This window comes from Xanthobacter sp. 91 (assembly GCF_000702385.1).
In the GTDB taxonomy this organism is placed as follows: domain Bacteria; phylum Pseudomonadota; class Alphaproteobacteria; order Rhizobiales; family Xanthobacteraceae; genus Xanthobacter; species Xanthobacter aminoxidans.
Genome location: NZ_JNIB01000001.1, coordinates 1,517,192 through 1,536,923 on the forward strand (window position 1 = coordinate 1,517,192; position 19,732 = coordinate 1,536,923).

General features: G+C 67.6%; 21 protein-coding genes. 2 read left to right on the top strand and 19 right to left on the bottom strand.

From position 1 onward, the window contains the following. Positions 1-80: 80 nt before the first annotated feature. On the bottom strand, positions 81-2,162 hold the full coding sequence (locus A37E_RS0107250) for an ATP-binding protein (RefSeq protein ID WP_051678855.1): 2,082 nt from the start codon (positions 2,160-2,162) through the stop codon (positions 81-83). After that, positions 2,149-2,532 (bottom strand): response regulator, encoded by a 384-nt coding sequence (locus A37E_RS0107255; RefSeq protein ID WP_029555992.1) that lies wholly within the window; start codon positions 2,530-2,532, stop codon positions 2,149-2,151. The genes A37E_RS0107250 and A37E_RS0107255 overlap by 14 nt, the downstream gene beginning before the upstream one ends. A gap of 223 nt (positions 2,533-2,755) precedes the next feature. Between A37E_RS0107255 and A37E_RS0107260 the strand changes: the two genes are divergently transcribed. Further along, entirely contained in the window at positions 2,756-4,051 is a 1,296-nt protein-coding gene (locus tag A37E_RS0107260; protein WP_081837490.1) for an EAL domain-containing protein, read from the top strand. A gap of 25 nt (positions 4,052-4,076) precedes the next feature. Then, positions 4,077-4,850, top strand: coding sequence for a response regulator (locus tag A37E_RS0107265; protein ID WP_029555994.1), 774 nt, complete (start codon positions 4,077-4,079; stop codon positions 4,848-4,850). Between the two features lie 67 nt (positions 4,851-4,917). On the opposite strand, the gene A37E_RS0107270 is transcribed toward A37E_RS0107265, so the two are convergent. The 17 genes from A37E_RS0107270 to flaF all read right to left on the bottom strand — a co-directional run bounded on the left by A37E_RS0107270 (position 4,918) and on the right by flaF (position 19,731). Further along, the gene (locus tag A37E_RS0107270) at positions 4,918-6,594 is read right to left on the bottom strand and encodes a methyl-accepting chemotaxis protein (protein ID WP_029555995.1); all 1,677 of its coding nucleotides are present in this window, start codon (positions 6,592-6,594) and stop codon (positions 4,918-4,920) included. Positions 6,595-6,716: 122 nt separating this feature from the next. Beyond that, a complete protein-coding gene (locus A37E_RS0107275) occupies positions 6,717-7,388 on the bottom strand; it encodes a response regulator transcription factor (protein ID WP_024276902.1) in 672 nt (223 codons plus the stop codon). 323 nt (positions 7,389-7,711) lie between these two features. Beyond that, positions 7,712-8,557 (bottom strand): CheR family methyltransferase, encoded by an 846-nt coding sequence (locus A37E_RS0107280; protein ID WP_038192745.1) that lies wholly within the window; start codon positions 8,555-8,557, stop codon positions 7,712-7,714. Next, positions 8,554-9,702, bottom strand: a complete 1,149-nt coding sequence (locus A37E_RS0107285; RefSeq protein ID WP_029555997.1) for a chemotaxis response regulator protein-glutamate methylesterase — start codon at positions 9,700-9,702, stop codon at positions 8,554-8,556. The genes A37E_RS0107280 and A37E_RS0107285 overlap by 4 nt, the downstream gene beginning before the upstream one ends. Further along, positions 9,702-10,079: a response regulator gene (locus A37E_RS0107290; RefSeq protein ID WP_029555998.1), complete on the bottom strand. Its 378-nt coding sequence runs from the start codon at positions 10,077-10,079 to the stop codon at positions 9,702-9,704. The genes A37E_RS0107285 and A37E_RS0107290 overlap by 1 nt, the downstream gene beginning before the upstream one ends. Beyond that, positions 10,080-10,592 (bottom strand): chemotaxis protein CheW, encoded by a 513-nt coding sequence (locus A37E_RS0107295; RefSeq protein ID WP_024276898.1) that lies wholly within the window; start codon positions 10,590-10,592, stop codon positions 10,080-10,082. Then, a complete protein-coding gene (locus A37E_RS0107300; RefSeq protein ID WP_029556000.1) occupies positions 10,589-13,273 on the bottom strand; it encodes a chemotaxis protein CheW in 2,685 nt (894 codons plus the stop codon). The genes A37E_RS0107295 and A37E_RS0107300 overlap by 4 nt, the downstream gene beginning before the upstream one ends. A gap of 72 nt (positions 13,274-13,345) precedes the next feature. Further along, a complete protein-coding gene (locus A37E_RS0107305) occupies positions 13,346-13,903 on the bottom strand; it encodes a hypothetical protein (RefSeq protein ID WP_051678856.1) in 558 nt (185 codons plus the stop codon). Continuing rightward, positions 13,900-14,298, bottom strand: a complete 399-nt coding sequence (locus tag A37E_RS0107310; RefSeq protein ID WP_051678857.1) for a hypothetical protein — start codon at positions 14,296-14,298, stop codon at positions 13,900-13,902. Before A37E_RS0107310 ends, A37E_RS0107305 begins: the two co-directional genes overlap by 4 nt. Further along, positions 14,295-14,879, bottom strand: coding sequence for a rod-binding protein (locus tag A37E_RS25855; RefSeq protein WP_051678858.1), 585 nt, complete (start codon positions 14,877-14,879; stop codon positions 14,295-14,297). The genes A37E_RS0107310 and A37E_RS25855 overlap by 4 nt, the downstream gene beginning before the upstream one ends. Positions 14,880-14,929: 50 nt before the next feature. Further along, positions 14,930-15,331, bottom strand: coding sequence for a hypothetical protein (locus tag A37E_RS0107320; protein WP_038192746.1), 402 nt, complete (start codon positions 15,329-15,331; stop codon positions 14,930-14,932). Beyond that, entirely contained in the window at positions 15,331-16,101 is a 771-nt protein-coding gene (gene fliR / locus A37E_RS0107325) for a flagellar biosynthetic protein FliR (RefSeq protein ID WP_051678859.1), read from the bottom strand. The genes A37E_RS0107320 and fliR overlap by 1 nt, the downstream gene beginning before the upstream one ends. Then, positions 16,098-18,179, bottom strand: a complete 2,082-nt coding sequence (gene flhA / locus A37E_RS0107330) for a flagellar biosynthesis protein FlhA (protein WP_029556006.1) — start codon at positions 18,177-18,179, stop codon at positions 16,098-16,100. The genes fliR and flhA overlap by 4 nt, the downstream gene beginning before the upstream one ends. 27 nt (positions 18,180-18,206) lie before the next feature. Further along, positions 18,207-18,473: a flagellar biosynthesis protein FliQ gene (fliQ, locus tag A37E_RS0107335; protein ID WP_024276890.1), complete on the bottom strand. Its 267-nt coding sequence runs from the start codon at positions 18,471-18,473 to the stop codon at positions 18,207-18,209. A 2-nt stretch (positions 18,474-18,475) separates the two neighbouring features. Further along, positions 18,476-18,883, bottom strand: coding sequence for a flagellar hook assembly protein FlgD (flgD, locus tag A37E_RS0107340; RefSeq protein WP_029556007.1), 408 nt, complete (start codon positions 18,881-18,883; stop codon positions 18,476-18,478). A 90-nt stretch (positions 18,884-18,973) separates the two neighbouring features. Further along, positions 18,974-19,387, bottom strand: coding sequence for a flagellar biosynthesis repressor FlbT (gene flbT / locus A37E_RS0107345; RefSeq protein WP_029556008.1), 414 nt, complete (start codon positions 19,385-19,387; stop codon positions 18,974-18,976). Beyond that, entirely contained in the window at positions 19,384-19,731 is a 348-nt protein-coding gene (flaF, locus tag A37E_RS0107350; protein WP_029556009.1) for a flagellar biosynthesis regulator FlaF, read from the bottom strand. The genes flbT and flaF overlap by 4 nt, the downstream gene beginning before the upstream one ends. Position 19,732 lies beyond the last annotated feature (1 nt).

Consider the following 19,732-nt stretch of genomic DNA (forward strand, 5'->3'; position numbering starts at 1 on the left):
CCTTCGCGGGGGCGGATGGAATGAGCGGCAGTGCGGCGGTGCGGAATGCCCCCGACGGCGAGGCGGCCGCGCGCAGGGCCTCAGACGGCCTGCGCCGCCGGCTTCTCCTCGAGCGCGGGAAGCTCGATGGTGAAGACCGCGCCGCCCTCCCCATTCTCGACGGAGAGCGCGCCGCCATGGTCGCGGATGATGCCGAAGCTCACGGACAGGCCGAGCCCCGTGCCCTTGCCGGGCGGCTTGGTGGTGAAGAAGGGCTGGAAGATGCGCTCCCGCACCTCGTCCGGGATGCCGCCGCCATTGTCTTCCACGCGGATGCGCAGCACGCGGCCCGTCTTGCCGGGCTCGGAACCGACGCTGAGCTGGATGAGGCCGGGGAAGTCCTCACCGGTGCGGGTGCGACGCTCGACGATGGCGTCGCGGGCATTCTGGATCAGGTTGATGATGACCTGTTCCAGCTGGTCCTGCCGGCACAGCACCTGCGGGATGTCCGACCCCTGCGCGGTCCGGACCTCGACATTGTCGAGGCGCAGATGCGCCCCCACTACCTGCAATGCGCCCTCCACCGCATCGAGCGGCCCGGAGGGCTGGAGGTGCTCGTCGCTCTTGCGGCCGAAGATGCGCATATGGTCGATGATCCGGCTCATGCGGACGGTCTGCTGCACGATGCGGTCGAGCTTGGAGACGAGGTGCTCCGGCGGCAGCCCCATCTTCATGCCGGTAAGCGCGTTGGACGCGGCAAGGCGGATGACGCCGAGGGGCTGGTTGATCTCGTGGGCCAGCCCGGTCGCCACCTCGCCCAGCGAGGCGAGCTTGGACATCTGGTAGAGCTTGTGCTCCTCCATCCGCCGCTGGGTCTGGTCGACCGCGACGACCACCACCTCCTGGCCACCGGAACCGCCCCTGTCCATGCCCTGCAGGGGTGCGACGACGATCTCCGCCTCCAGGTCGGTCCCGCCATCGGAGAGGTGCTCGGTGATGTGGCGGGGTTCCTTGATGTCGTCGACGAGGTTGCGGAAGCGTCGGCTGCCCAGATAGTTGCGCATGAGGCATCCGAGCGCGCCGTCGGGCGGCGAGCCGATCTCGGTGGCGCCGTCCGGCGTGACATGCATCACCGAGACACCGGGCACCCGGCTGATGGCATCGAGCACGTTGGCTTCGCGCAGGCGGGCGAGCGCCTGCACCTCCTGCGCCTCCAGCCGCTTCTGCAGGTTGAGGTAGCTGCCGCCCACCGCGACCATCACCAGGAGGGCGATGGAGAGGCCGGCCGCCGTGCTCCAGATCGCCGCCTTGAAGTCCGCCGTCTGGCCGCGGACAAAATCGGTTGAATAGGCGACGGAGACGAGGATGGGATATTTGCCGGATCGCACGGTGTAGCCAACCCGCTCCACGCCGTCGATGGTGCTCGCCTGGTGATAGGTTCCGCCACCATTCTGCATGGCAGCGATGAAGGCCGCGGATTTGGAGATGTCGTCGCCGAAGCTGGTCTTGCTGGTGGCACGGGCGCGGGCGATGCCGTCGGTGCCCATCAGGGCAATCAGCTCGCCCTCCTCGGTGCGCAGCTGCTTGTAGAAGTCGATGAAATCGCTGATGGCATAGGAGGCGACCACCACGCCGGCGAACTGGCCCTGGGCGTCGCTCAGCGGCCGGGTGAGCTGGATGGTCCATTTCTTGGAGACGCGGCCGAGCACCGGCTTGCTGATGAAGAGCTGCCCCTTCGCCGGGTCCTTGCCCATGTGCACGCGGATATGCTCGCGATCGGAGAGATCCACCTTCTCCGGCCCGGGCGGCGCCAGGCTGGTGGCGACCATGACCCCGTTCTTGTCCGTGACGGCGAGCTGGACCAGCGAGGCGGGGACGTTGAAGTCCTTCAGCTGCTCGTAGATCTGGTAGGGAGCGGCGGTGGTGTCGTGGCCGCTGGCGAAGTTCTGCAGCAGGGCGTCGATGGGCTCCACCGCCTGCTCGAAGCTGCGCATCAGCAGCGTCGCCATGCGGTGCGCCGAGATCTCCGCTTTCTCCATCTCGGCCTGGCTGTGCAGCTGGAACAGCACCAGCGCCGCGACGAGCGGAATGACGCCGACGAGGAAAACGAGCCCCCCCAGCATCAGCGTGACGCGGTTGAAGCCCCGGCCGTCCAGGCGTGAGGGGGCGTCAGTTGCGGGCATCGGCGCCCCCTCCAAGCTCGACCAGGGCCTCGCACAGGGCATCGAAGGCCAGCGGCTTCGGGAAGCAGCGCAGCACGCCGACCTCCCGGGCCCGCGCCATGTCGGCCTCGGCGGCATGGCCCGTCATCATCAGAAAGCGCAGATCGCGGGTGGGGAATCGCCCGAGCATCGTTTCCACCAGGGCGACACCATCCATGTCCGGCATCCGCATGTCGGTGAGCACCACGCGAATATCGGGATCGCGGGAGAGCACATCGAGCGCATCCACGCCGCGCCCCACGGAGCAGGTCGACAGGCCGCGAAAGCCAAGGGCCTCGACCAGTTCGTCGAGATATTCCGGTTCGTCATCGACAATGAGAACGTGATTCATCTGCCGTCGGACCTATTCGGACGGTATCAATTGGCGGCTATCGGTGCTGCGCCGCACTCCACGCTTGGCCTGACTTTTCGTCAAGGCCAACTCATTCCGTTTTGGAGCGAAATCCGGATCAGTTGCCGCCTTGCAATGTGACAACCGGAGTGAAATATAAAAGACAAGAGCGGAACGCCTTGGGCAATCTAAAATATTCGGGCGCCGTGAAAAGAGGTGCTCCATGTCGGCGGAACGCGATCCGGTCAATCATCGTGCCGGACGCGCAAATCTTCGGCGGATCCTCATCCTCGACGATGACGACGCTTTCCGGGAAGACTTAGCAGAATACCTCACATTCGCCGGCCACCAAGTGGATCATACCTCCCAACCGGAGACTTTGACCCCCGCCCGCATGTGCCAGACCGACATTCTCCTGCTCGATTTGAACATGCCGGGAATCGACGGCGTGGACGTGCTGCGCAATCTCTGTCGCTGCGTGCTGAGCCCTCAAGTGGTCCTCATCAGCGGAAGTGACGTAGATGTGATTGCGGCCGCCGCGGAGGCCGGGCGCATGAGCAACATCCGCGTCCTTGGCACGTTGCACAAGCCGTTCGACCCCGAAGACCTGCTGGCTCTCATCGGTGGTGATGCGGCCCAGGAGTTCGATCGCGGCGCCCCCGGCGGCGCGCCGTCCGAGGCGCAGGTGATTGCCTCGGTGGAAGCTTCTCTCGCAGCCGACACCGTGCCCGTGAAGTTCCAGCCCAAGTGCCACCCGGACCACCGCACCTTCGCAGGAGCCGAGGCGCTGCTCGGCGACGTGTGGCCCGGCCTCGGCCGGATCTCGCCGTCTGCCGTGATCGCGGCCGCATCAGTCAATCCCGATCTGATGCGGCGGCTCACGCTTCGCGTGGTCGAGACCGCCGCGCGGGGGGCCGCGGCGTGGCAGGCGGCCGGCCTTCGCGGCCCGGTCAGCATCAACATGCCGCTCGACATACTCACCGAGCGCCAAGCGTCCAATCTGCTCGCCACCACGGTCCGCAATGCCGGCCTCACCCCCGCCGACGTCATCCTGGAACTGACGGAAGACGCGCTTTACGGCTCCTCCAGCGATGCGCTGATGGCACTCGCCCAGATGCGCATGGCGGGATTTGGCATCGCCCTGGACGACGTGGGGCAGCGGCAGAGCGGCCTGCTCCAGCTCGCCAGCCTCCCCATCACCGAGATGAAGGTCGACCGTGCGCTCATCGTCAAGTCGAGGCACACGGAGAAGTCGCGCAAGATCCTCGAGGCGCTCATCCAGCTCGGCCACCAGCTCAGGCTGAAGGTGGTAGCCGAAGGCATTGAGACCGAAGAGGATTTGTCACGGGTCAAGGCGATGGGGGCCGATCTGGTTCAAGGTTTTCTGATATCGCGCAAACTTGCCCTTGCCGAACTGATTGCGATGTTCAAGGAATGGAACAAACCGGACACCACAACCGGGGACGTCAAGGTCGAGGAAGCCCAACGCGAGGACGCCAAGCCAGATAATGCGCAATGACAGCCCCAAGCATGGCCCAGGCGAAATGGCCGAGCCGCAGGTGCTTCTGGTCGATGACGATCCCGACGTGCTGGAAGAGCTGCACGACGGCCTCTCGATGCTCGGCATTCCCTCGCTCACCGCGACCACAGCCGTGGAAGCGCTGGACCTCGTGCAACGCAACGATCCCCTGAAGGTGATCGTCACCGATTTGCAGATGCCGCGCATCGACGGCATCGAGCTGCTGCAGAAGCTCTCGGTGCGGCGCCGCAAGCATCCCATGGCCGCCATCGTCATCACCGGCCATGCCTCCCTCGATCGCGCCGTGGGCGCGCTGCGCCTCCAGGCGGTGGACTTCCTCCAGAAACCGCTCGCCGCCGAGGAGGTGGCCCATGCCATCCAGCGCGCGCTGGCCATCGTCGAGGACGAGGCGCTGACGGCGAACGGCGAGGACGATCCACCCGCCACGATCGCCCGTCCCAACTACATGAAGGCGCTCGTCGCCGCCCGCGCCGACCGCGACGCCATCTTTCAGGCCGGCCTGTTCTCCGATCCCGCATGGGAAATGATGCTCGACCTCGCGGTGGCCGAGGCGAGCGCCCGCCCCATCTCAGTCACCAGCCTGTGCATCGCCTCCGGCGCGCCGACCACCACGGCGCTGCGCCGCATCGACGATCTGGAGACGGCGGAGCTGGTGAAGCGCGTGCCGGACGGCCGCGACCGGCGGCGCATCCTGGTGGTGCTGACGGAGCAGGGCCGCGGCCGCATGGAGGCCTTCGTGCGGCGCCAGGCCGACCGCTTCGGCATCAAGCTCGACTGAACCTCATTCCGCAAATGAAAAGGGCCGGTGTCTCCCGACACCGGCCCTTGTTTTTGTGCGGCGCGGATCAGGCGGCGCGCAGGGTGGAGACGAAGCTCGTCACCTCGCGCTGGAGATCCTGCGACTGCTCGGAGAGCGCCGAGGACAGGCTCATGAGCTGGGTCGCGGCGGAGCCGGTCATGCCGGCGGCCTGGCCGACACCACTCATGTTGTTCGTCACCTGCGTGGCGCCCTGGGCCGCGCGATGGGTGTTGGCGGCGATCTCACTGGTGGCGGCCCGCTGCTCCTCCACCGCACCGGCGATGATGGCGGTGAGGTCGCGCACGTTGTTGATGGTGGTCACGATGCTCTGGATCGAGGTCACCGTGGCCGAGGTCGCGTGCTGGATCTCGCCGATCTTCATGGATATTTCGTCGGTGGCCTTCGCCGTCTGGGCGGCGAGTTCCTTCACCTCCGAGGCGACCACCGCGAAGCCGCGGCCCGCATCGCCCGCCCGCGCCGCCTCGATGGTGGCGTTGAGGGCGAGGAGATTGGTCTGCTCGGCGATTTCCTTGATGAGGTTCAGCACCTGCCCGATGGACTGGGCCGCCTCGGAGAGCTGGCGGATGTTGTCGTTGGTGCGCTCGGCCTCCTCGGCCGCCGAGCGGGCGATGACGGCGGAGTTCGACACCTGGTCGCTCATCTCGCGGATGGAGGCGGACAGCTCCTCGGCGGAGGCGGCGACCGTCTGCACGTTGTCGGAGGCCCCCTCGGCGGCGATCGTCACCGACTGCGCCTGGCGGGACGTTTCCTCCGCCGTGGCGGAGAGGTTGCGGGCGGCGTCGGCCACCTCGCCGGACGAGCCGGAGAAGCGCTCGGCGAGGGCACCCATGCGGCTCTGGAAGGAATTGGCGATGGAGACACGCTCGGCGACGAGCTGCTGCGCCATCTCCTCTTCCTTGCGCTTCTGCTCGGCGCGCAGGTTCTCGGTCTCGACGAGGCCGTCGCGGAACACCTCGAGGGTGCGGGCGATGTCGCCGATCTCGTTCTTGGTCTCGCGGTTCGGCACATCGGTCTCGAGGGCGCCGCTGGCGATCTTGCCCATGGCGTCGGTGACGCGGTTGAGCGGGCGGGTGATGCCGATGACGATGAAGGCGACGGCGGCAAGGCCGAGCACGATCTGGACGCCGATGGACACGAGCAGGACGAAGCGCGCCTCGTTGTAATCCGCAACAGAAGAGGCAGCGGCAGCCTCGGCGGACCGGTCGTTGAGTTCAACGTTCTTGTCGAGGCCGGTGACGACCGAATCGAACAAGACAAGGGTCTTGCTCGCCAGTTCGACAGCCTCTTCCACCATGCCGGACTGGTGCTTGCCGAGGAATTCCGCCTGGGCCTGCGTGTAGTCGGCCCAGTGCACCATCACCGAGTTCCAGAGATTGCGCTCTTCCTGGCTGGAAATGAGCTTCTCATAGTCCGACATCGCCTTGCCGTTCTCGGCGAGGAGACGTGTCATGCGCGACTGAAGGGCCGCGCTTTCCTTGGGGTCCGTCACAAGGAGGATGCGCATGGCCGCGACGCGAACCCGGGTCATCGTATACTTGACCTCGCCCACGGCGCGCACGCTCGGGAGCCAGTTGGTGGTGATTTCCGTCGTATTGTCGTTGAGGTGGCTGAGCTTGGTGAGGGCCAGAACCCCCTGTCCGGCCGCCAGAGCGACCAGGACAAGATAGAGGCCGATCAATGTACTCTTGACGGTCAGACGCATTTTTGTCTCCCCATTTTCGGGTTGTCTCGAACTTGTCTCGGATTTGAAAGACAAAGATCCGTCCCGTCCTAGCCAATCAAGCTGGGTTGTAGCTTGCAATTCTGCGGGACTCTTTCGCCCGCTCAGCCGACGTACTGGTAGCCGAGATAGCGGCGGGCATCGATGACGTCGCGGCCGAGCTTCAGGCGCAGCTTCTTGCGCAGCTTGCTCATGTGGCCCTCGACCACGCTCTCGTCCACGTCCTCGTTGAAGATGCCGTAGATGGTGTTGAAGATCTGGGTCTTGGTGACCCGGCGCTTCGAATTCTTCACGAGATATTCGAGGATGTGCCGCTCGCGGCGCGGCAGGGCCAGCGGCTCGCCATCCACTTCCGGATCACGGCCATCGAAGAACACGCGCAGGCGCTCGTCGAGCGGCATCTGGATGTCGCCCGAGCGCACCCGCCGCCACACCGCATCGGCGCGGGCCACGATCTCACGCACATGGACAGGCTTGCGCACCACGTCGTCGATGCCGGCGGTGAAGAGTTCCAGCGTCTGGGTGAGGGACTTCACGTCCTCCAGCGCGATGATGGGCGCCTTGCTGTGCGAGCGGATGAGGTCGGGATAAGTGATCCGCGCCTCGGACTCCCCGATCAGGAAGCTTTCGACCGCGCCGAGATCCTGGTCCGAGGTGGTCTCGATCCAGTCCCGGAACTCGTTACCCGAGAAGCTCTGCGAAGAAAAACCTTCGCGAGAGAACGCCGACACATAACTTTCCGCAACAGACGCACGCTCATCAACGACCACGTACATGATACCCTCCATCATGTCACAGCATTTCCGCGCAGTCGGCGTCGATGTCTTACTGACTTATTGACGATCCGAACGACACAAAATCCCTATGACGCGGCGGGGGAGCGAGCAATCTGAAGAGAAACGGGTTTGGGAGCGAATTCATTGCCAAATCGGAGTAGCCGCGGGATTTCCGGCCCCGGAAACGCCGAAGCCGGCGGCGGATGCTGGATCCGCGGCGCCGGCTTCGGATTGATCGACCCCTCTTGCTCCGGATTGGCTCCGATCCGGAATGATCCCTCAGCCGCCCGGCGCAAGCTCCGGGTCGCGGGGTCTGGTCCCTGCTACCGCCGGGCGGCGACGATGGTCGCCGGCGCGCGGGTGTGGACGTAGGTGCCGCGGTGGTCCGGCAGCGGGCGGAAGGCATCGCAGATGCCGATGGCCGTCTCCGCCCCGCCGAGCTGGAGGAAGCCGTCGGGCGCGAGCTGGCGCGACATGCGCGCGAGGATGTCGGCCTTGGTGGGCACGTCGAAATAGATCAGCACATTCCGGCACATGATGAGATCGAAGGTGCCGAGCCCGCCGAAGGGGTCGAGCAGGTTGAACTTGCGATACTCGATCATGGCTTTCAGCTGCGGGACGACCTCCCACCAGTCGCCCGACTTCACGAAATACTTGAGCAGTTGCTGCACCGAGAGCCCGCGCTGCACCTCGAACTGGTTGTAGCGCCCGGCCCGCGCCCGCTCCAGAACCTCGCTCGAGATGTCCGTGCCGATGATCTGCACCCGCCGCCCGCCTGTGAGTTCCGGCTTCTCGGCCAGCATCATGGCGATGGAATAGGGTTCCTGCCCCGTCGAGGCGGCGGCGCACCAGATGCGCAGCGTGTGCGTCTTCAGCCGCGCCGCGCACAGGGCCGGCAGGAGCGAGCGGGCCATGTCCTCGAACGGCACCTTGTCGCGGAAGAACAAGGACTCGTTCGTGGTCATCGCTTCCACCACCGCTTCCGCGATGATGGGCGCCTCGTTGCTCTTCAGGATCTCCGCCAGCCGCGCGAAATCGGGAATCGCGAAGCGGTTGAGCAGCGGGATGAGGCGGCTTTCCAGGAGATAGTGCTTGTCGTCGGTGAGGATGAGCCCCGATCTCTCTTTCAGGAACCGGGCGAAGAAGTCGTAGTCCGCGGGGCGGATCATCCGCGCCTCCTGGCAAGCATGGCGATGACCTTGGGACCGATGGCCTGGAGGGGGAGCACCTCGCTGGCGTTGCCTGCGTTGGCGGTGGCGCCGGGCATGCCCCACACCACGCTCGTCTCCTCGTCCTGCACGATGACGCTACCACCCGCATCGGCGATGATGCCGGCCCCGCGCGCCCCGTCGCTGCCCATGCCGGTGAGCACGAGGGCCAGCGCGTTGCGGCGGTAGATCTGCGCCACCGTGTCGAACATGGGGTCCACCGCCGGCTTGCAGAAATTCACCGCCGGCCCGTCGGACAGGCGGATGACGGTGCGCGCCCCGTCGCGCTCCAGCAGCATGTGCTTGCCGCCGGGGGCGATGTAGATGCGTCCGGCGCACAGCGCCTCGCCATCCTGCCCCTCCGCCGCCTGCCGCCCCGCGGCGCGGGTGACGTGCTCGGCGAGGAGCGCGGTGAAGGTGGGCGGCATGTGCTGGGTGATGACCACCGGGATGCGGTCGATATACGGACCGAGCACCGCGAACAGGCGGGTCAGCGCCTGCGGCCCCCCGGTGGAGCTGCCCACCGCGATGAGCGAGACATCGGACACGGAATAGGGTCGCAAGCGGATGGGCCCCCTCGGCTGGCTGGGCAATGCCGCCGCCTGCGGCTGCGTGGAGGGCGGCGGCAGGGCGGGCGCACGGCCGGCTTGCCGCAGCACCTTCAGGCCGAGACTGCGCACCTTCTCCATCAGCTCGCGCTTGAAGTCGTCGGTGGCAAACGTGCCCTTGGTGGCGTCGGGCTTCGGCAGATAGTCCGCGGCGCCCAGCGTGAGCGCCTTGAGGCTGACCTCGGCGCCACGGCGGGAGAGGGCCGAGGCGACGATGACGGTGGTGTTTCGCCTTTGCCGCAGGATCAGCGGCAGGGCGGTGAGCCCGTCCATCTCCGGCATCTCAAGGTCGAGGATGACCACGTCGGGCTGCACCCGGTCGAGATCAGCCAGCGCCGCCTTCCCGTTGGAGAAGGTGCCGACAAGCTCGAAGGCGGGATCTTCCGAGAGCCAGCGCGAGACGATGCCGCGCACGAACACGCTGTCGTCCACCACCATCACACGGATTCGGGCGTCCGCGCCCGGCGCGGACGCGGCGGGGGCTGGGGATTGGGGCATCAGTCCACCCTGTCCAGGAGGCCGACGGCCTCGAGCTTCTCGCGCAGGATTTCGGAATCGAAGGGCTTCATGATGTATTCGTCGGCCCCCAGCGAGACGGCGCGGGCGATATGCTCCATGTCGTTCTTGGCGGTGCAGAAGATGACCTTCGGCGTGCGCCCGGCCTCGGTGGACCTGAGCTGTTCGAGCACGGCGAGGCCGTCCGTCACCGGCATGGACCAGTCGAGCAGGATGGCGTCCGGCATGGCGCGGGCGCACATCTCCAGCGCCGGGGCGCCGTCTGCCGCCTCCTCCACGCAGAAGCCGAGATCTTCGAGGATGCCGCGGGCAACCTTGCGGACGACGCTGGAGTCGTCCACCACGAGACAGGTCTTCATTCAAAGCTCCGCGCGTTTGCCGGCATCCTGGCGGGCGACGGCCGAGCCGGCCCGATCGAGCACCAGGTCCACGTTGAGGATCAGCATCAGGTCGCCGGAGAGGCGATGGACGCCGGCGGCCACCTGCGCCCAGCGCGGGTCGAGGTTGGCCGGGTTGGCTTCGCGGCGGGCCGCATCGAGGGACAGCACCTCGCCCACCTCGTCGATGATGAGGCCGAAGGCCTCGCCGTGGTGCTCGATGCCCACCGCCATGGGCGCGCCCTCCGCGTCCGGCAGCGACAGCAGGCGCCGCATGGCCACCATGGTGACGATGCGTCCCCGCAGGTTCAGCACGCCGGCGATCTCGCCGGGGGCGAGCGGCACGCGGGTGATGGATTCCGGCACGAACACCTCGTGCACCAGCGCGATGGGCAGGCCGAACAGCTGCGGCCCGATGCGCACCGTCACGTACTGGACCACATCGTGCGCGGCGGCTTCGGCCGTATCCTTCGTGAGTGGCGTGTGGGCGTTCATGCGGCAATTCCCTGTCGGCCGGTGAATTCCTTCAGCGCGGCGATGAGGCCGGAGCGGTCGAACTTGGCGACGCAGTCGGTGAAGCCGACGGCGCGGCCCCGCTCCAGCGCATCGCGGTCCTGCGCGGTGGCGAGCGCGATGATCGGCACCTCGCGGATGCGCGGATCGCCACGCACCGCGGCGGCGAGGGCGAAGCCGTCCATGTCCGGCAGGTCCACGTCGCTGACGATGGCGTCGAAGCCGTCCTCCGTGCCGAGCCGCGCCAGCGCCTCGCCGCCGGAGGCACAGGCCGTGACCTCGTAGCCGTTGCCATTGAGCATGGGCGCCAAGAGGTCGCGGTGGAACGGGCTCTCGTCCACCAGGAGCAGGCGCGGCCGCTCGGACGCGCGGACCAGGTGGCGGAAGCGCTCGCCGAAGGCCACCTGCACGTAGAAGGCGACGTCGAGAATCTCGGTGGCCTGGCCCGACAGCACCGCCGCGCCGAGCACCTCCGGCATGTTGGACGGCGACAGCTCCAGGTCGAGCTCGGCCTCCACGATGTCGACGATCTCGTCCACCACGAGGCCCATGACGCGCCCACCATCGGCGAACACCAGCATGGGCTGGGTGCCGGCGGCCACGCGCTGGACCTCCTCGTTGGCGTAAAGCACCGGGATCAGCGCGCCGCGATACTGCAGCACCGGGTAGCCGTTGACGCGCTCGATGCGCGCCACCTCCAGCTCCTCGATACGGGTGACGAGGCCGAGCGGCACCGCCTTGAGATCGCGAGAGCCGGCGCGGAACAGCAGCAGGGACGAGCGCTTCTGGCTGGCGCGCGACTGCCGGCCGGCGCCGTGATGGCTGGTCTCCTCCGCGGCTCCGCCGCGCGCCGCCGCATGCTGGGCGAGGCCAGCGGGATCGAGGATCATGATGACCCGCCCGTCGCCGAGGATGGTGCTGCCCGACACCATGGGCAGCTGGCGCAGGGCCGAGGCCATGGGCTTCACCACGATTTCCTCGGTGTGGGACACCGCCTCCACCACCACGCCGAACGTCTGGTGGCCCACCTTCATCACCACGATGAGCGCCCGTTCCCACAGCGCCTCGTCGCGCCCGTCGCGCTCCGGCGACAGGCCGAGCAGGGCGCCGAGGCTGACGATGGGCAGGAGGCGATCGCGCAGGCCGAGCACCGGCGAGTTGTTCAGCCAGGTGATCTCGTGGTCCGACCCCGCCTGCACCCGCACCAGTTCCTCCACCGCGCTCTGCGGCAGGGCGAAGCGCTCGCCGGCGGCACGCACGATGAGGGCGGGGACGATGGCGAGCGTCAGCGGAATCTTGATGACGAAGGTGGAGCCCTCGCCCTGCCGCGAGCGCACATCGACGGTGCCGCCGATGGATTCGAGGTTGGAGCGCACCACGTCCATGCCGACGCCGCGGCCGGAGACGTTTGTCACCTTCTGCGCTGTGGAAAGGCCGGCGTGGAAAATGAAGCGGAACACCTGGGAGTCCGGCATCTTCGCCAGCTCGGCCTCGGTGGCGAGGCCGTTCTCCAGAGCCTTCTGCTTGATGCGCGCGACGTCGAGGCCGCGGCCATCGTCGGAAATCTCGACGATGACATGACCGCCCTCGTGATAGGCGGAGAGGCGGATGAGGCCGCGCTCGGACTTGCCAGCGGCGCGGCGCTGCTCGGGCATCTCGAGGCCGTGGTCGGCGGAGTTGCGGACCATGTGGGTGAGCGGGTCCTTGATCTGGTCCAGCACCTGCCGGTCCAGCTCGGTGTCGGCGCCCACCTGCTCCAGCTCGATCTGCTTGCCCAGCTCCTGCGCGAGGTCACGCACGATGCGCGGCAGCTTCTGCCAGGCGTTGCCGATGGGCTGCATGCGCGTGCGCATCACCGCCTCCTGCAACTCGCCCGTGACGTTGGACAGGCGCTGCAGGGAGACCTTGTATTCCGGCTCGTCGTGGCGACGGGCGATCTCCATCAGCTGGTTGCGGGTCAGCACCAGCTCGGAGACCATGGTCATCAGCTGTTCCAGCACCCCCACGTGGACGCGGATGGACTGGGCGGCGACGCCATGGGCCTCGCCCGCCTGAGCCGCGCCGTGGGCGGCCTCAACGTCGGCCTTGGGCATGGCCGGCGCAGACTTGGGCGGGGCGGCCTTGGCGACAGGCGGGGCGGCGGCCGGGGGCGTGATGGGGTCCACCTTGGTCTCGCGGAAGATGCGATCCAGCTCGTCCAGCGGCAGTTCGCCGGGCAGCAGCGGGCGTTCCAGCGTCTGCGCCGGCTGAGATGGCGGTGCCGGTGGCGGAGTTGCGGGGGCGTCCACGGCCTCCGCCATGGCTTCGAGGAGGGAGATGAGGTCGCGGTCCTCGCCCTCGGGCTCGGACCCCTCGGTCTCCTCCACGTGCTGGAGCAGGAGCTTGATGCGATCGATGGTGGACAGCACCAGCCCCACCGCATCGGTGGTCACGGGCCGGCCCTCGCGGAAGCGGTCCATCAGCGTCTCGGCGGCGTGCGCGAGGGAGGCGAGGCGCGGCAGGCCGATGAAGCCGCAGGTGCCCTTGATGGTGTGCACCAGGCGGAAGATGTTGTTGAGAATCTGCGCGTTGTTCGGGTCCTGCTCGAACTTCACGAGCTCCACGTCGGCGACGTCGAGGCTCTCGCTGGTCTCGGTCAGGAACTCGCGCAAGAGATCATCCATGATCCTGGCTCCGGGGCGATGCGGCGGGGCCGCGGCTGAGGTGGGAAAGGGCGAGGGGGAAGGCACGCATGTTCAGTGCCCGCCCTTCGGCTTGGCGTCGGCCTTGGCACCGTCATCGCCGTGGCCGCCGGATTTGCCGGCCGGCTTCTCGCCCGAGGAGCTCGCGACATTGACGCCGACGCCGGTGCGCATATCGGTCTTGTCGATATAGTTGAGGGAATCCACGAGCACCTCGCGGACGACCTCGCCATTGAGATAGGTATTCGTGCTCGTCTTGATGCGGCCGAGCATCTCGGGAAGATTGTACTTGGTGATCTTGCCGCTCTCGATGCGGCCGTTGACATAGATCTCGCTGAAGGCGGCGTTCACCGCGAACACGGTGGGCTCCATGGGCAGCTTGCGCAGCTCGGCCGCGTCGGCGGTGATGACGAACTTCGCCAGCACATAGCCTTGCAGCTTGCCGTCCACGATCATGGGCACGGTGATGGCGGGCAGGCGGCGATATTCGAGGCCGGCGAGATAGGGCTCTTCGCTCTTGCGCGGCACACCGGCCGCATACCAGGCGGCGGCATAGCTGGAGCCGAGCCCCACGAGGCACGCCCACACGCCGATGATGACGAAGCGGATCATGCCCCCGCCCCCGCTCGCGCGGCCTGCGCGGAGTGCGCCGAATAGGTGCCGTCCGACTCCGCCTCGGCCAGCGCCCGGTCGAGGATGGCGCCCACCTCGCGCGCGGCGGCGATGCGCAGGGCGATGACATACTGGTTGCGGTCGAGCTTCGCCTTCAGCCGCGCGAGCCGTCCGGCTGCGGCGGCGTCGAGCTGGTCCGGAAGACCACGGGCGACCCGGCTCAGCTCCAGCAAGGCGCGGCTCTTGCGCCGGTTGATCTCCACGAGATCGAGGGCGCCGCGCTCCTCGAAGGCGGCATTCTCCATATCGATGGTCTCTTCCAGCCGGTCGAGGGCGCTGATGAGGGCGACGACCGCCGGCGGGCGGGCGAAATTCAGCTCGCTATCGAAGCTCATGCCGCCCCTCCCTTCGCCCTGGCGAAGACGGCGGAGGACTGACCGAGGCGCGCGGCAAGCCCGATGCCGCCGGCGCGGGCGGCCTCCTCGCCCACCTTCTGGGTGAGCAGCGATTTCCAGGTGTCGCCAGCCGTACCGGCGCCGAACATGGAGGATTTCGAGGTGGCGCCCTTGGCCGGCATCATGGTGTCGAGGAACTGGGAGAGCACCATGGCCTCGAACTTCTGGAGCGAGGCGGCACCCGGCGTTCCAGCCAGCGGCGCCGCCCCGGTGGCGCCCCCCGCGTGGTGGGGGCCAAGGGCATGGGCGTTCTTCAGCCCGGTGAGGCTGGCGCCGGAGAAGGCGACGCCGGGCGGGATCAGCGCCGCAGCGGCGGCGGCCGCATCCTTGTCGCCTCGGGCCGCCAGTTTTTCAGTCCGCGCAACCGCTTTCGCCTCGGCCACCGTGTCCAGCTCGGTGCGGAACGCGCCGTCGGGCGCGGGGGTCAGCGCCTGAAGCTTGCCCATCACCTGCCGCGCGCGGGCGGCATCGGCGGCCTGCATCACGTCGAAGACGAGGTCGGTCGGCGGTGAGATGCCCATGGTGCGGCTTCCATCGAGAACGGTTCGGACGCCACCCTGCCCCGCCATGCTTATGCGAGGCTTGCACGCCCGCTGGAGACGAGGCTCGCCTCGGCGATGGCGTCGGTGGCCGCGCGTTCTTCCTCGGCGCGGGCGAGGCGTCCGGTCCCTTCGGCATGGCGCTCGGCGCGCTTCAGGGTGAAGCTCTCGGCCTTCACCTTATCGGCGGCGGCCACTTCGGCGGCGTGCGCCTGCTGGCGGGCAAGGGCGACGCGCTCCAGCCGCCGCGCGACATTCTCCAGCATCAGCGGGGCGAAGCGGCCATCGTCGAGGGCGGCCATGAGGTCCGCCGTCTCGCCATCGAGCCTCACCCTCTCGCGCACCGCCTCCCCATGGCGGGTCTCGGCGGCGCGCTTCAACTGGCGCTGGACGGCAACGAGGCGCTGGGCCTTCCTGTGGCGCTCCTTCTCCATCAGCCCGCCCTCAGCCATTGGGAGAACGCGACGAGGAAGGCCGAGAGCAGCGGCTCCACGCTCACATAGAGCAGCAGCAGCCCGCCGGCGGTGACGAAGGGCGTCGCCACGAAATAGACCGGGATCTGCGGCGTGAACTTGTTGATGAGCCCCACGGCGAAATTCACCATCACCGAATAGAGGATGAAGGGGCCGCAGAGCCGCACGGCCACCAGAAACACCGCCGACATCTGGTCCACGAGGTCCACCAGCGCCGGCCGCACGGCGAGGAGGCTGCCCGGCGGCACGCGGGCGAAGCTGTCCACCAGCCCCTTCACCAACTCCAGATGCAGATCGGCGACGAAGATGAGGGCCGTGGCGGAGAAGACGATGAGGGTGGCGAGGATGGGCAGTTGCTCGTCCTCCTCCACCGACGCGCCCGGCATGGGAGAGACGCCCACCGCCTGGGCGACAAAGCTGGTGGCGAACTGAAGCGCCGTCACATAGAGCCGCGCCAGAAGGCCAATGAGCAGGCCGGTCAGAAGCTCCCCGGCGATCATGAACACGAAATCGCCGGAGCCCGCCGTCCGAACCTTCGGCGCCACCTGATCCAGCACCAGCGGCAGGAAGGCGAAGGAGAGGGCGAGCGCCAGGAACACCCTGACGCGCATGGGAATATGCCGGCCGCCGATGCCCGGCATCAGCATCAGCGCGCCGCCCACCCGGCAGAAGACGAGGAAAGCGGCGAGCACCGCCTCGCGGGCGAGGAGGCTCACGGCGCCGGAAGTCACGAGATGGCACCCAGCGCCTTGATCTCCACCCCGCGGGCGATCTCCACATGGGAGAGCACGGGCAGCGAGGGGAACATGCGCTCCACGATCATCCGCACATAGGGCCGCGCATCCGGCGCGGTGACGAGCACGAAGGGCGCCCCCGCCTTCATGCGCTCGCGCACGGCGGTGGCCGCCTCGGTGCCGAACTGCTCCACGAGGCGCGGATCGATGTCGAACTCGATTACCTCGCCCTTGGCGTCGCGCTTGAGGCTCTGGTGGAAGGCGAGATCCCAGCGGCTGCCGAGGCGCAGCACGTTCAGCACGCCGCCCTCGGCGAGATCACCGCAGATCTGCTGCGCCATGCGCATGCGCACATGCTCCGCCACCTGCTCAGAGCGGCGCGCGTGGGGCACGATCTCCGCCACGGCCTCCAAGATGAGATGCAGGTTGCGGATGGAGACGCGCTCCGCCAGCAACAGCTTCAGCACGGCCTGAAGGCCGGAATAGGAGATCTGCGCCGGGCAGATGTCTTCCACGAGGCGCTTGTATTCGGGATCGAGCCGGTCGATCAGCGACCGCATGCTCTTGTAGGAGAGAAGCTGCGGCAAATTGTTGGCGATGGCCTCGGAGAGGTGGGTGAGGATGACGGTGAGGTTGTCCACCGGCGCGAAGCCCTCGCGCTTCACCTCGGTGGCGTAGGCCTCGGGAATCCACATGGCCTTCATGCCGAAGGCCGGCTCGCGCGCCTCGTCGCCGGGCACGTCCGGCGGCGGCCCGTCGCCCACCACGACCAGCAACTCGCCGATGCGCATCTCCTGCGCCGCCAGCACCGTGCCGTGCATCTTGATCTGGTAGCCCTTGGGCGGCGCGGCGAGGCTCTCCGTCATGCGGATGTCCGGCACCACGAAGCCATAGCGGAGGGCGAACTTGCGCCGCATCTTGCCGAGCCGGTTGCCGAGCTCCGAGGGCGTGCGCAGCACCTGTGTCGCCAGCTGCTTGCCGACGCACACCTCGATCTCGGCGGTCTTCAGCTGCTCCTTGACGGACTCGCGCGCCTCGCGGTCCGCCTGCTGCTTCGCCTCGGCGTCACGCGCGTCGGCGTCCGCCTTCTGTCTCGCGAGCTGACGCGGCACCGACCAGCCGACGAAGGCCATCATGCCGCCGATGAGCGCGAAAGGCAGGAACGGCAGGCCGGGCACGAGAGCCAGGGCGAAGAGGAGGCCGGCGGCCACGAACAGCGCGCGGGGATAGGCGCCGAGCTGGCCCAGCACCGCCTTTTCCGCCCGCCCCCTTGTGCCGCCCTTGGAGACGAGGAGGCCGGCGGAGAGGGAGACGATGAGCGCGGGGATCTGCGAGACGAGGCCGTCGCCCACGGACAGGCGGGTGAAGATGTCCGCCGCGTCGCCGATGGGCATCTTGTGCCGGGTGACGCCGATGATGATGCCGCCGAAGATGTTCACCGCGATGGTGATGAGGCTCGCCACCGCCTCGCCGCGCACGAACTTGGAGGCGCCGTCCATGGAACCGAAGAAGGCGCTCTCCTCCTCCAGCTCGGCGCGGCGGCTCTGGGCCTGCTTGTCGTCGATGAGGCCGGCGTTCAGGTCCGCATCGATGGCCATCTGCTTGCCCGGGATGGCATCCAGCGTGAAGCGCGCGCCGACCTCAGCGATGCGGGTGGCGCCTTTGGTGATGACGAGGAAATTTACCGTCACCAGGATCAGGAACACCACGATGCCGATGACGAAATCGCCGCTCATCACGAGCTGCGAGAAGCCGTGGATGATATGACCGGCCGCGCTCACGCCGTCCGAGCCATGGGCGAGGATGAGGCGTGTCGTCGCCACCCCGAGGCCGAGGCGCAGCAGCGTCGCGATGAGGAGGACGGTGGGAAAGGCGGAGAATTCGAGCGGCTTGTCGATCCACAGCGCCACCATCAGGATCAGCACGGAGAGCGCGATGGAGAGCGCGAGGCCGATATCGATGAGCGCCGGCGGAATGGGCAGGAAGAGGATGGCGAGGATCGCCACCATGCCCATGGCGAAGCCGATGTCGCGGCGCGAGCCCTGCGCCGGATCGCGCACCGTGATGTCGGACATGCGTCAGGCTCCCCCGCAGACGTTGGCTTAGAAACCGCTCGATATGCGGCCGTAGATTTCCTCGGTGAAGGCCATGATCTGGGCGCCCATGAAGGAGCCCGTCACCGCCGCCACCACCAGCACCGCGACGATCTTGGGCACGAAGGTGAGGGTGACTTCCTGGATCTGCGTCAGCGCCTGGAACAGCGCGACGAGAATGCCGATGAGCATGGCCGCGGCGACCGCCGGGCCGGCGGCGACAAGGATGGTCCAGATGGCCGAATGGACGATGCCGAGCGCATCCGCCTCGTTCATCTTCAGCTCACCGTCACGCCGGGGCCGATGAGCAGGCTCTTGCCGTTGGAGAGCTGCGCCAGAGGCCCGTCGCTGGTGATCTCCACCGAGGAGACCTTGCCGCTGATGCTGCCGTCTGCGGAGGTCACCGTGTGGCCCAGCGCGAGGTTGGCCGACTGCAAGGCGCTGGCGGCCAGCAGGGATTCCAGCTTCGCATTGCTCGCCACCTGCTGCTCCACCTGGGAGAAGGAGGCGAGCTGCGACATGTAGGCGGTGGAATCCATGGGCTGGGTCGGGTCCTGGTTCTGCAACTGCGCCACCAGGAGCTGGAGGAAGGCGTTGTAGTCGATGCTGTTCGCCTTGCCGGCCGAGGCCGCCTTGCTCGCGGTTGTCGCGGTGGCAGCGGACGCGACGCTCTGGACCTGGGTCATGCTGCGATCTCCTTTCCCACCCTTCTCGCCCGCGAGGATTGCGCGAGGCCGACCTTGCGGGCGGCCTTGCGGGCAACCGCGCGGAACGCGTCAGGCGACTTTCGGCGGCACGGCGCAGTTCAGGATCGCCTCCTCCAGCGGGAACATGCCCCTGAGCGCCTTCAGCGCCTCGAACGTCCGCCCCTCGCCGACGAGGCGGCCCGCGTCGTCGAGGTTCATCAGGATCGCGGGCTTGGTGAAGGTGGTCATCAGCGACGCCAGCTGACGGAAGAACAGCCCGCGTGCGGCATCGGCATTCGCCGGGTCCACCAGCAGCGACTGCGCCACGAAATAGAGCTGGCGCAGCGGCGTGGTGGTGTCTTCCGGCTGCATGACGTGGCTTTCCAGCAGGAAGGTCGCGTCGTTGAGCAGTTCCAGCGTCACCTTGCGGTCCACCTGGAAGACGGCGCCGTTGAGAAACAGCTTTTCGCCGGCCTTGAGGGAGATGTGCATGGACTTCATCATTTCAGGCCATCCCGGATCGCACGATTGACGTCGATGAGCATGGGAATGTCGCCGCCCGTGCCGGAGATCAGGCGGTCGCACTCCTGGATCACCCACAGGCCGAGGGAGGCGAGCGTTCCGCGCAGCTCGCGCGGCAGCTCGTTGTTGGCGTCGGCGAGATCGCTGATGAAGAAGCCCCAGAGCTTCTGCAGATAGGCGACCGCCGCCAGCACCTCGCGCGAGCCGGGCTCCGCCTTGGCCGCGAGGGTGAGCAGATTCACCGCCTGGTCGAGGGCGAGGCGTTCACGCTCGCGGTTGAGCGTCGCGGACTCGTCAAGTATTTCCGCGTAGGAGAATCGGTACATC

What these genes read in the sequence shown, in the direction of transcription:
- A37E_RS0107250 (WP_051678855.1), bottom strand. Translation starts at nt 2,162, where the DNA reads ATGCCCGCAACTGACGCCCCCTCACGCCTGGACGGCCGGGGCTTCAAC.
- A37E_RS0107255 (WP_029555992.1), bottom strand. Translation starts at nt 2,532, where the DNA reads ATGAATCACGTTCTCATTGTCGATGACGAACCGGAATATCTCGACGAA.
- A37E_RS0107260 (WP_081837490.1), top strand. Translation starts at nt 2,756, where the DNA reads ATGTCGGCGGAACGCGATCCGGTCAATCATCGTGCCGGACGCGCAAAT.
- A37E_RS0107265 (WP_029555994.1), top strand. Translation starts at nt 4,077, where the DNA reads ATGGCCGAGCCGCAGGTGCTTCTGGTCGATGACGATCCCGACGTGCTG.
- A37E_RS0107270 (WP_029555995.1), bottom strand. Translation starts at nt 6,594, where the DNA reads ATGCGTCTGACCGTCAAGAGTACATTGATCGGCCTCTATCTTGTCCTG.
- A37E_RS0107275 (WP_024276902.1), bottom strand. Translation starts at nt 7,388, where the DNA reads ATGTACGTGGTCGTTGATGAGCGTGCGTCTGTTGCGGAAAGTTATGTG.
- A37E_RS0107280 (WP_038192745.1), bottom strand. Translation starts at nt 8,557, where the DNA reads ATGATCCGCCCCGCGGACTACGACTTCTTCGCCCGGTTCCTGAAAGAG.
- A37E_RS0107285 (WP_029555997.1), bottom strand. Translation starts at nt 9,702, where the DNA reads ATGCCCCAATCCCCAGCCCCCGCCGCGTCCGCGCCGGGCGCGGACGCC.
- A37E_RS0107290 (WP_029555998.1), bottom strand. Translation starts at nt 10,079, where the DNA reads ATGAAGACCTGTCTCGTGGTGGACGACTCCAGCGTCGTCCGCAAGGTT.
- A37E_RS0107295 (WP_024276898.1), bottom strand. Translation starts at nt 10,592, where the DNA reads ATGAACGCCCACACGCCACTCACGAAGGATACGGCCGAAGCCGCCGCG.
- A37E_RS0107300 (WP_029556000.1), bottom strand. Translation starts at nt 13,273, where the DNA reads ATGGATGATCTCTTGCGCGAGTTCCTGACCGAGACCAGCGAGAGCCTC.
- A37E_RS0107305 (WP_051678856.1), bottom strand. Translation starts at nt 13,903, where the DNA reads ATGATCCGCTTCGTCATCATCGGCGTGTGGGCGTGCCTCGTGGGGCTC.
- A37E_RS0107310 (WP_051678857.1), bottom strand. Translation starts at nt 14,298, where the DNA reads ATGAGCTTCGATAGCGAGCTGAATTTCGCCCGCCCGCCGGCGGTCGTC.
- A37E_RS25855 (WP_051678858.1), bottom strand. Translation starts at nt 14,879, where the DNA reads ATGGGCATCTCACCGCCGACCGACCTCGTCTTCGACGTGATGCAGGCC.
- A37E_RS0107320 (WP_038192746.1), bottom strand. Translation starts at nt 15,331, where the DNA reads ATGGAGAAGGAGCGCCACAGGAAGGCCCAGCGCCTCGTTGCCGTCCAG.
- flhA (WP_029556006.1), bottom strand. Translation starts at nt 18,179, where the DNA reads ATGTCCGACATCACGGTGCGCGATCCGGCGCAGGGCTCGCGCCGCGAC.
- fliQ (WP_024276890.1), bottom strand. Translation starts at nt 18,473, where the DNA reads ATGAACGAGGCGGATGCGCTCGGCATCGTCCATTCGGCCATCTGGACC.
- flgD (WP_029556007.1), bottom strand. Translation starts at nt 18,883, where the DNA reads ATGACCCAGGTCCAGAGCGTCGCGTCCGCTGCCACCGCGACAACCGCG.
- flbT (WP_029556008.1), bottom strand. Translation starts at nt 19,387, where the DNA reads ATGATGAAGTCCATGCACATCTCCCTCAAGGCCGGCGAAAAGCTGTTT.
- flaF (WP_029556009.1), bottom strand. Translation starts at nt 19,731, where the DNA reads ATGTACCGATTCTCCTACGCGGAAATACTTGACGAGTCCGCGACGCTC.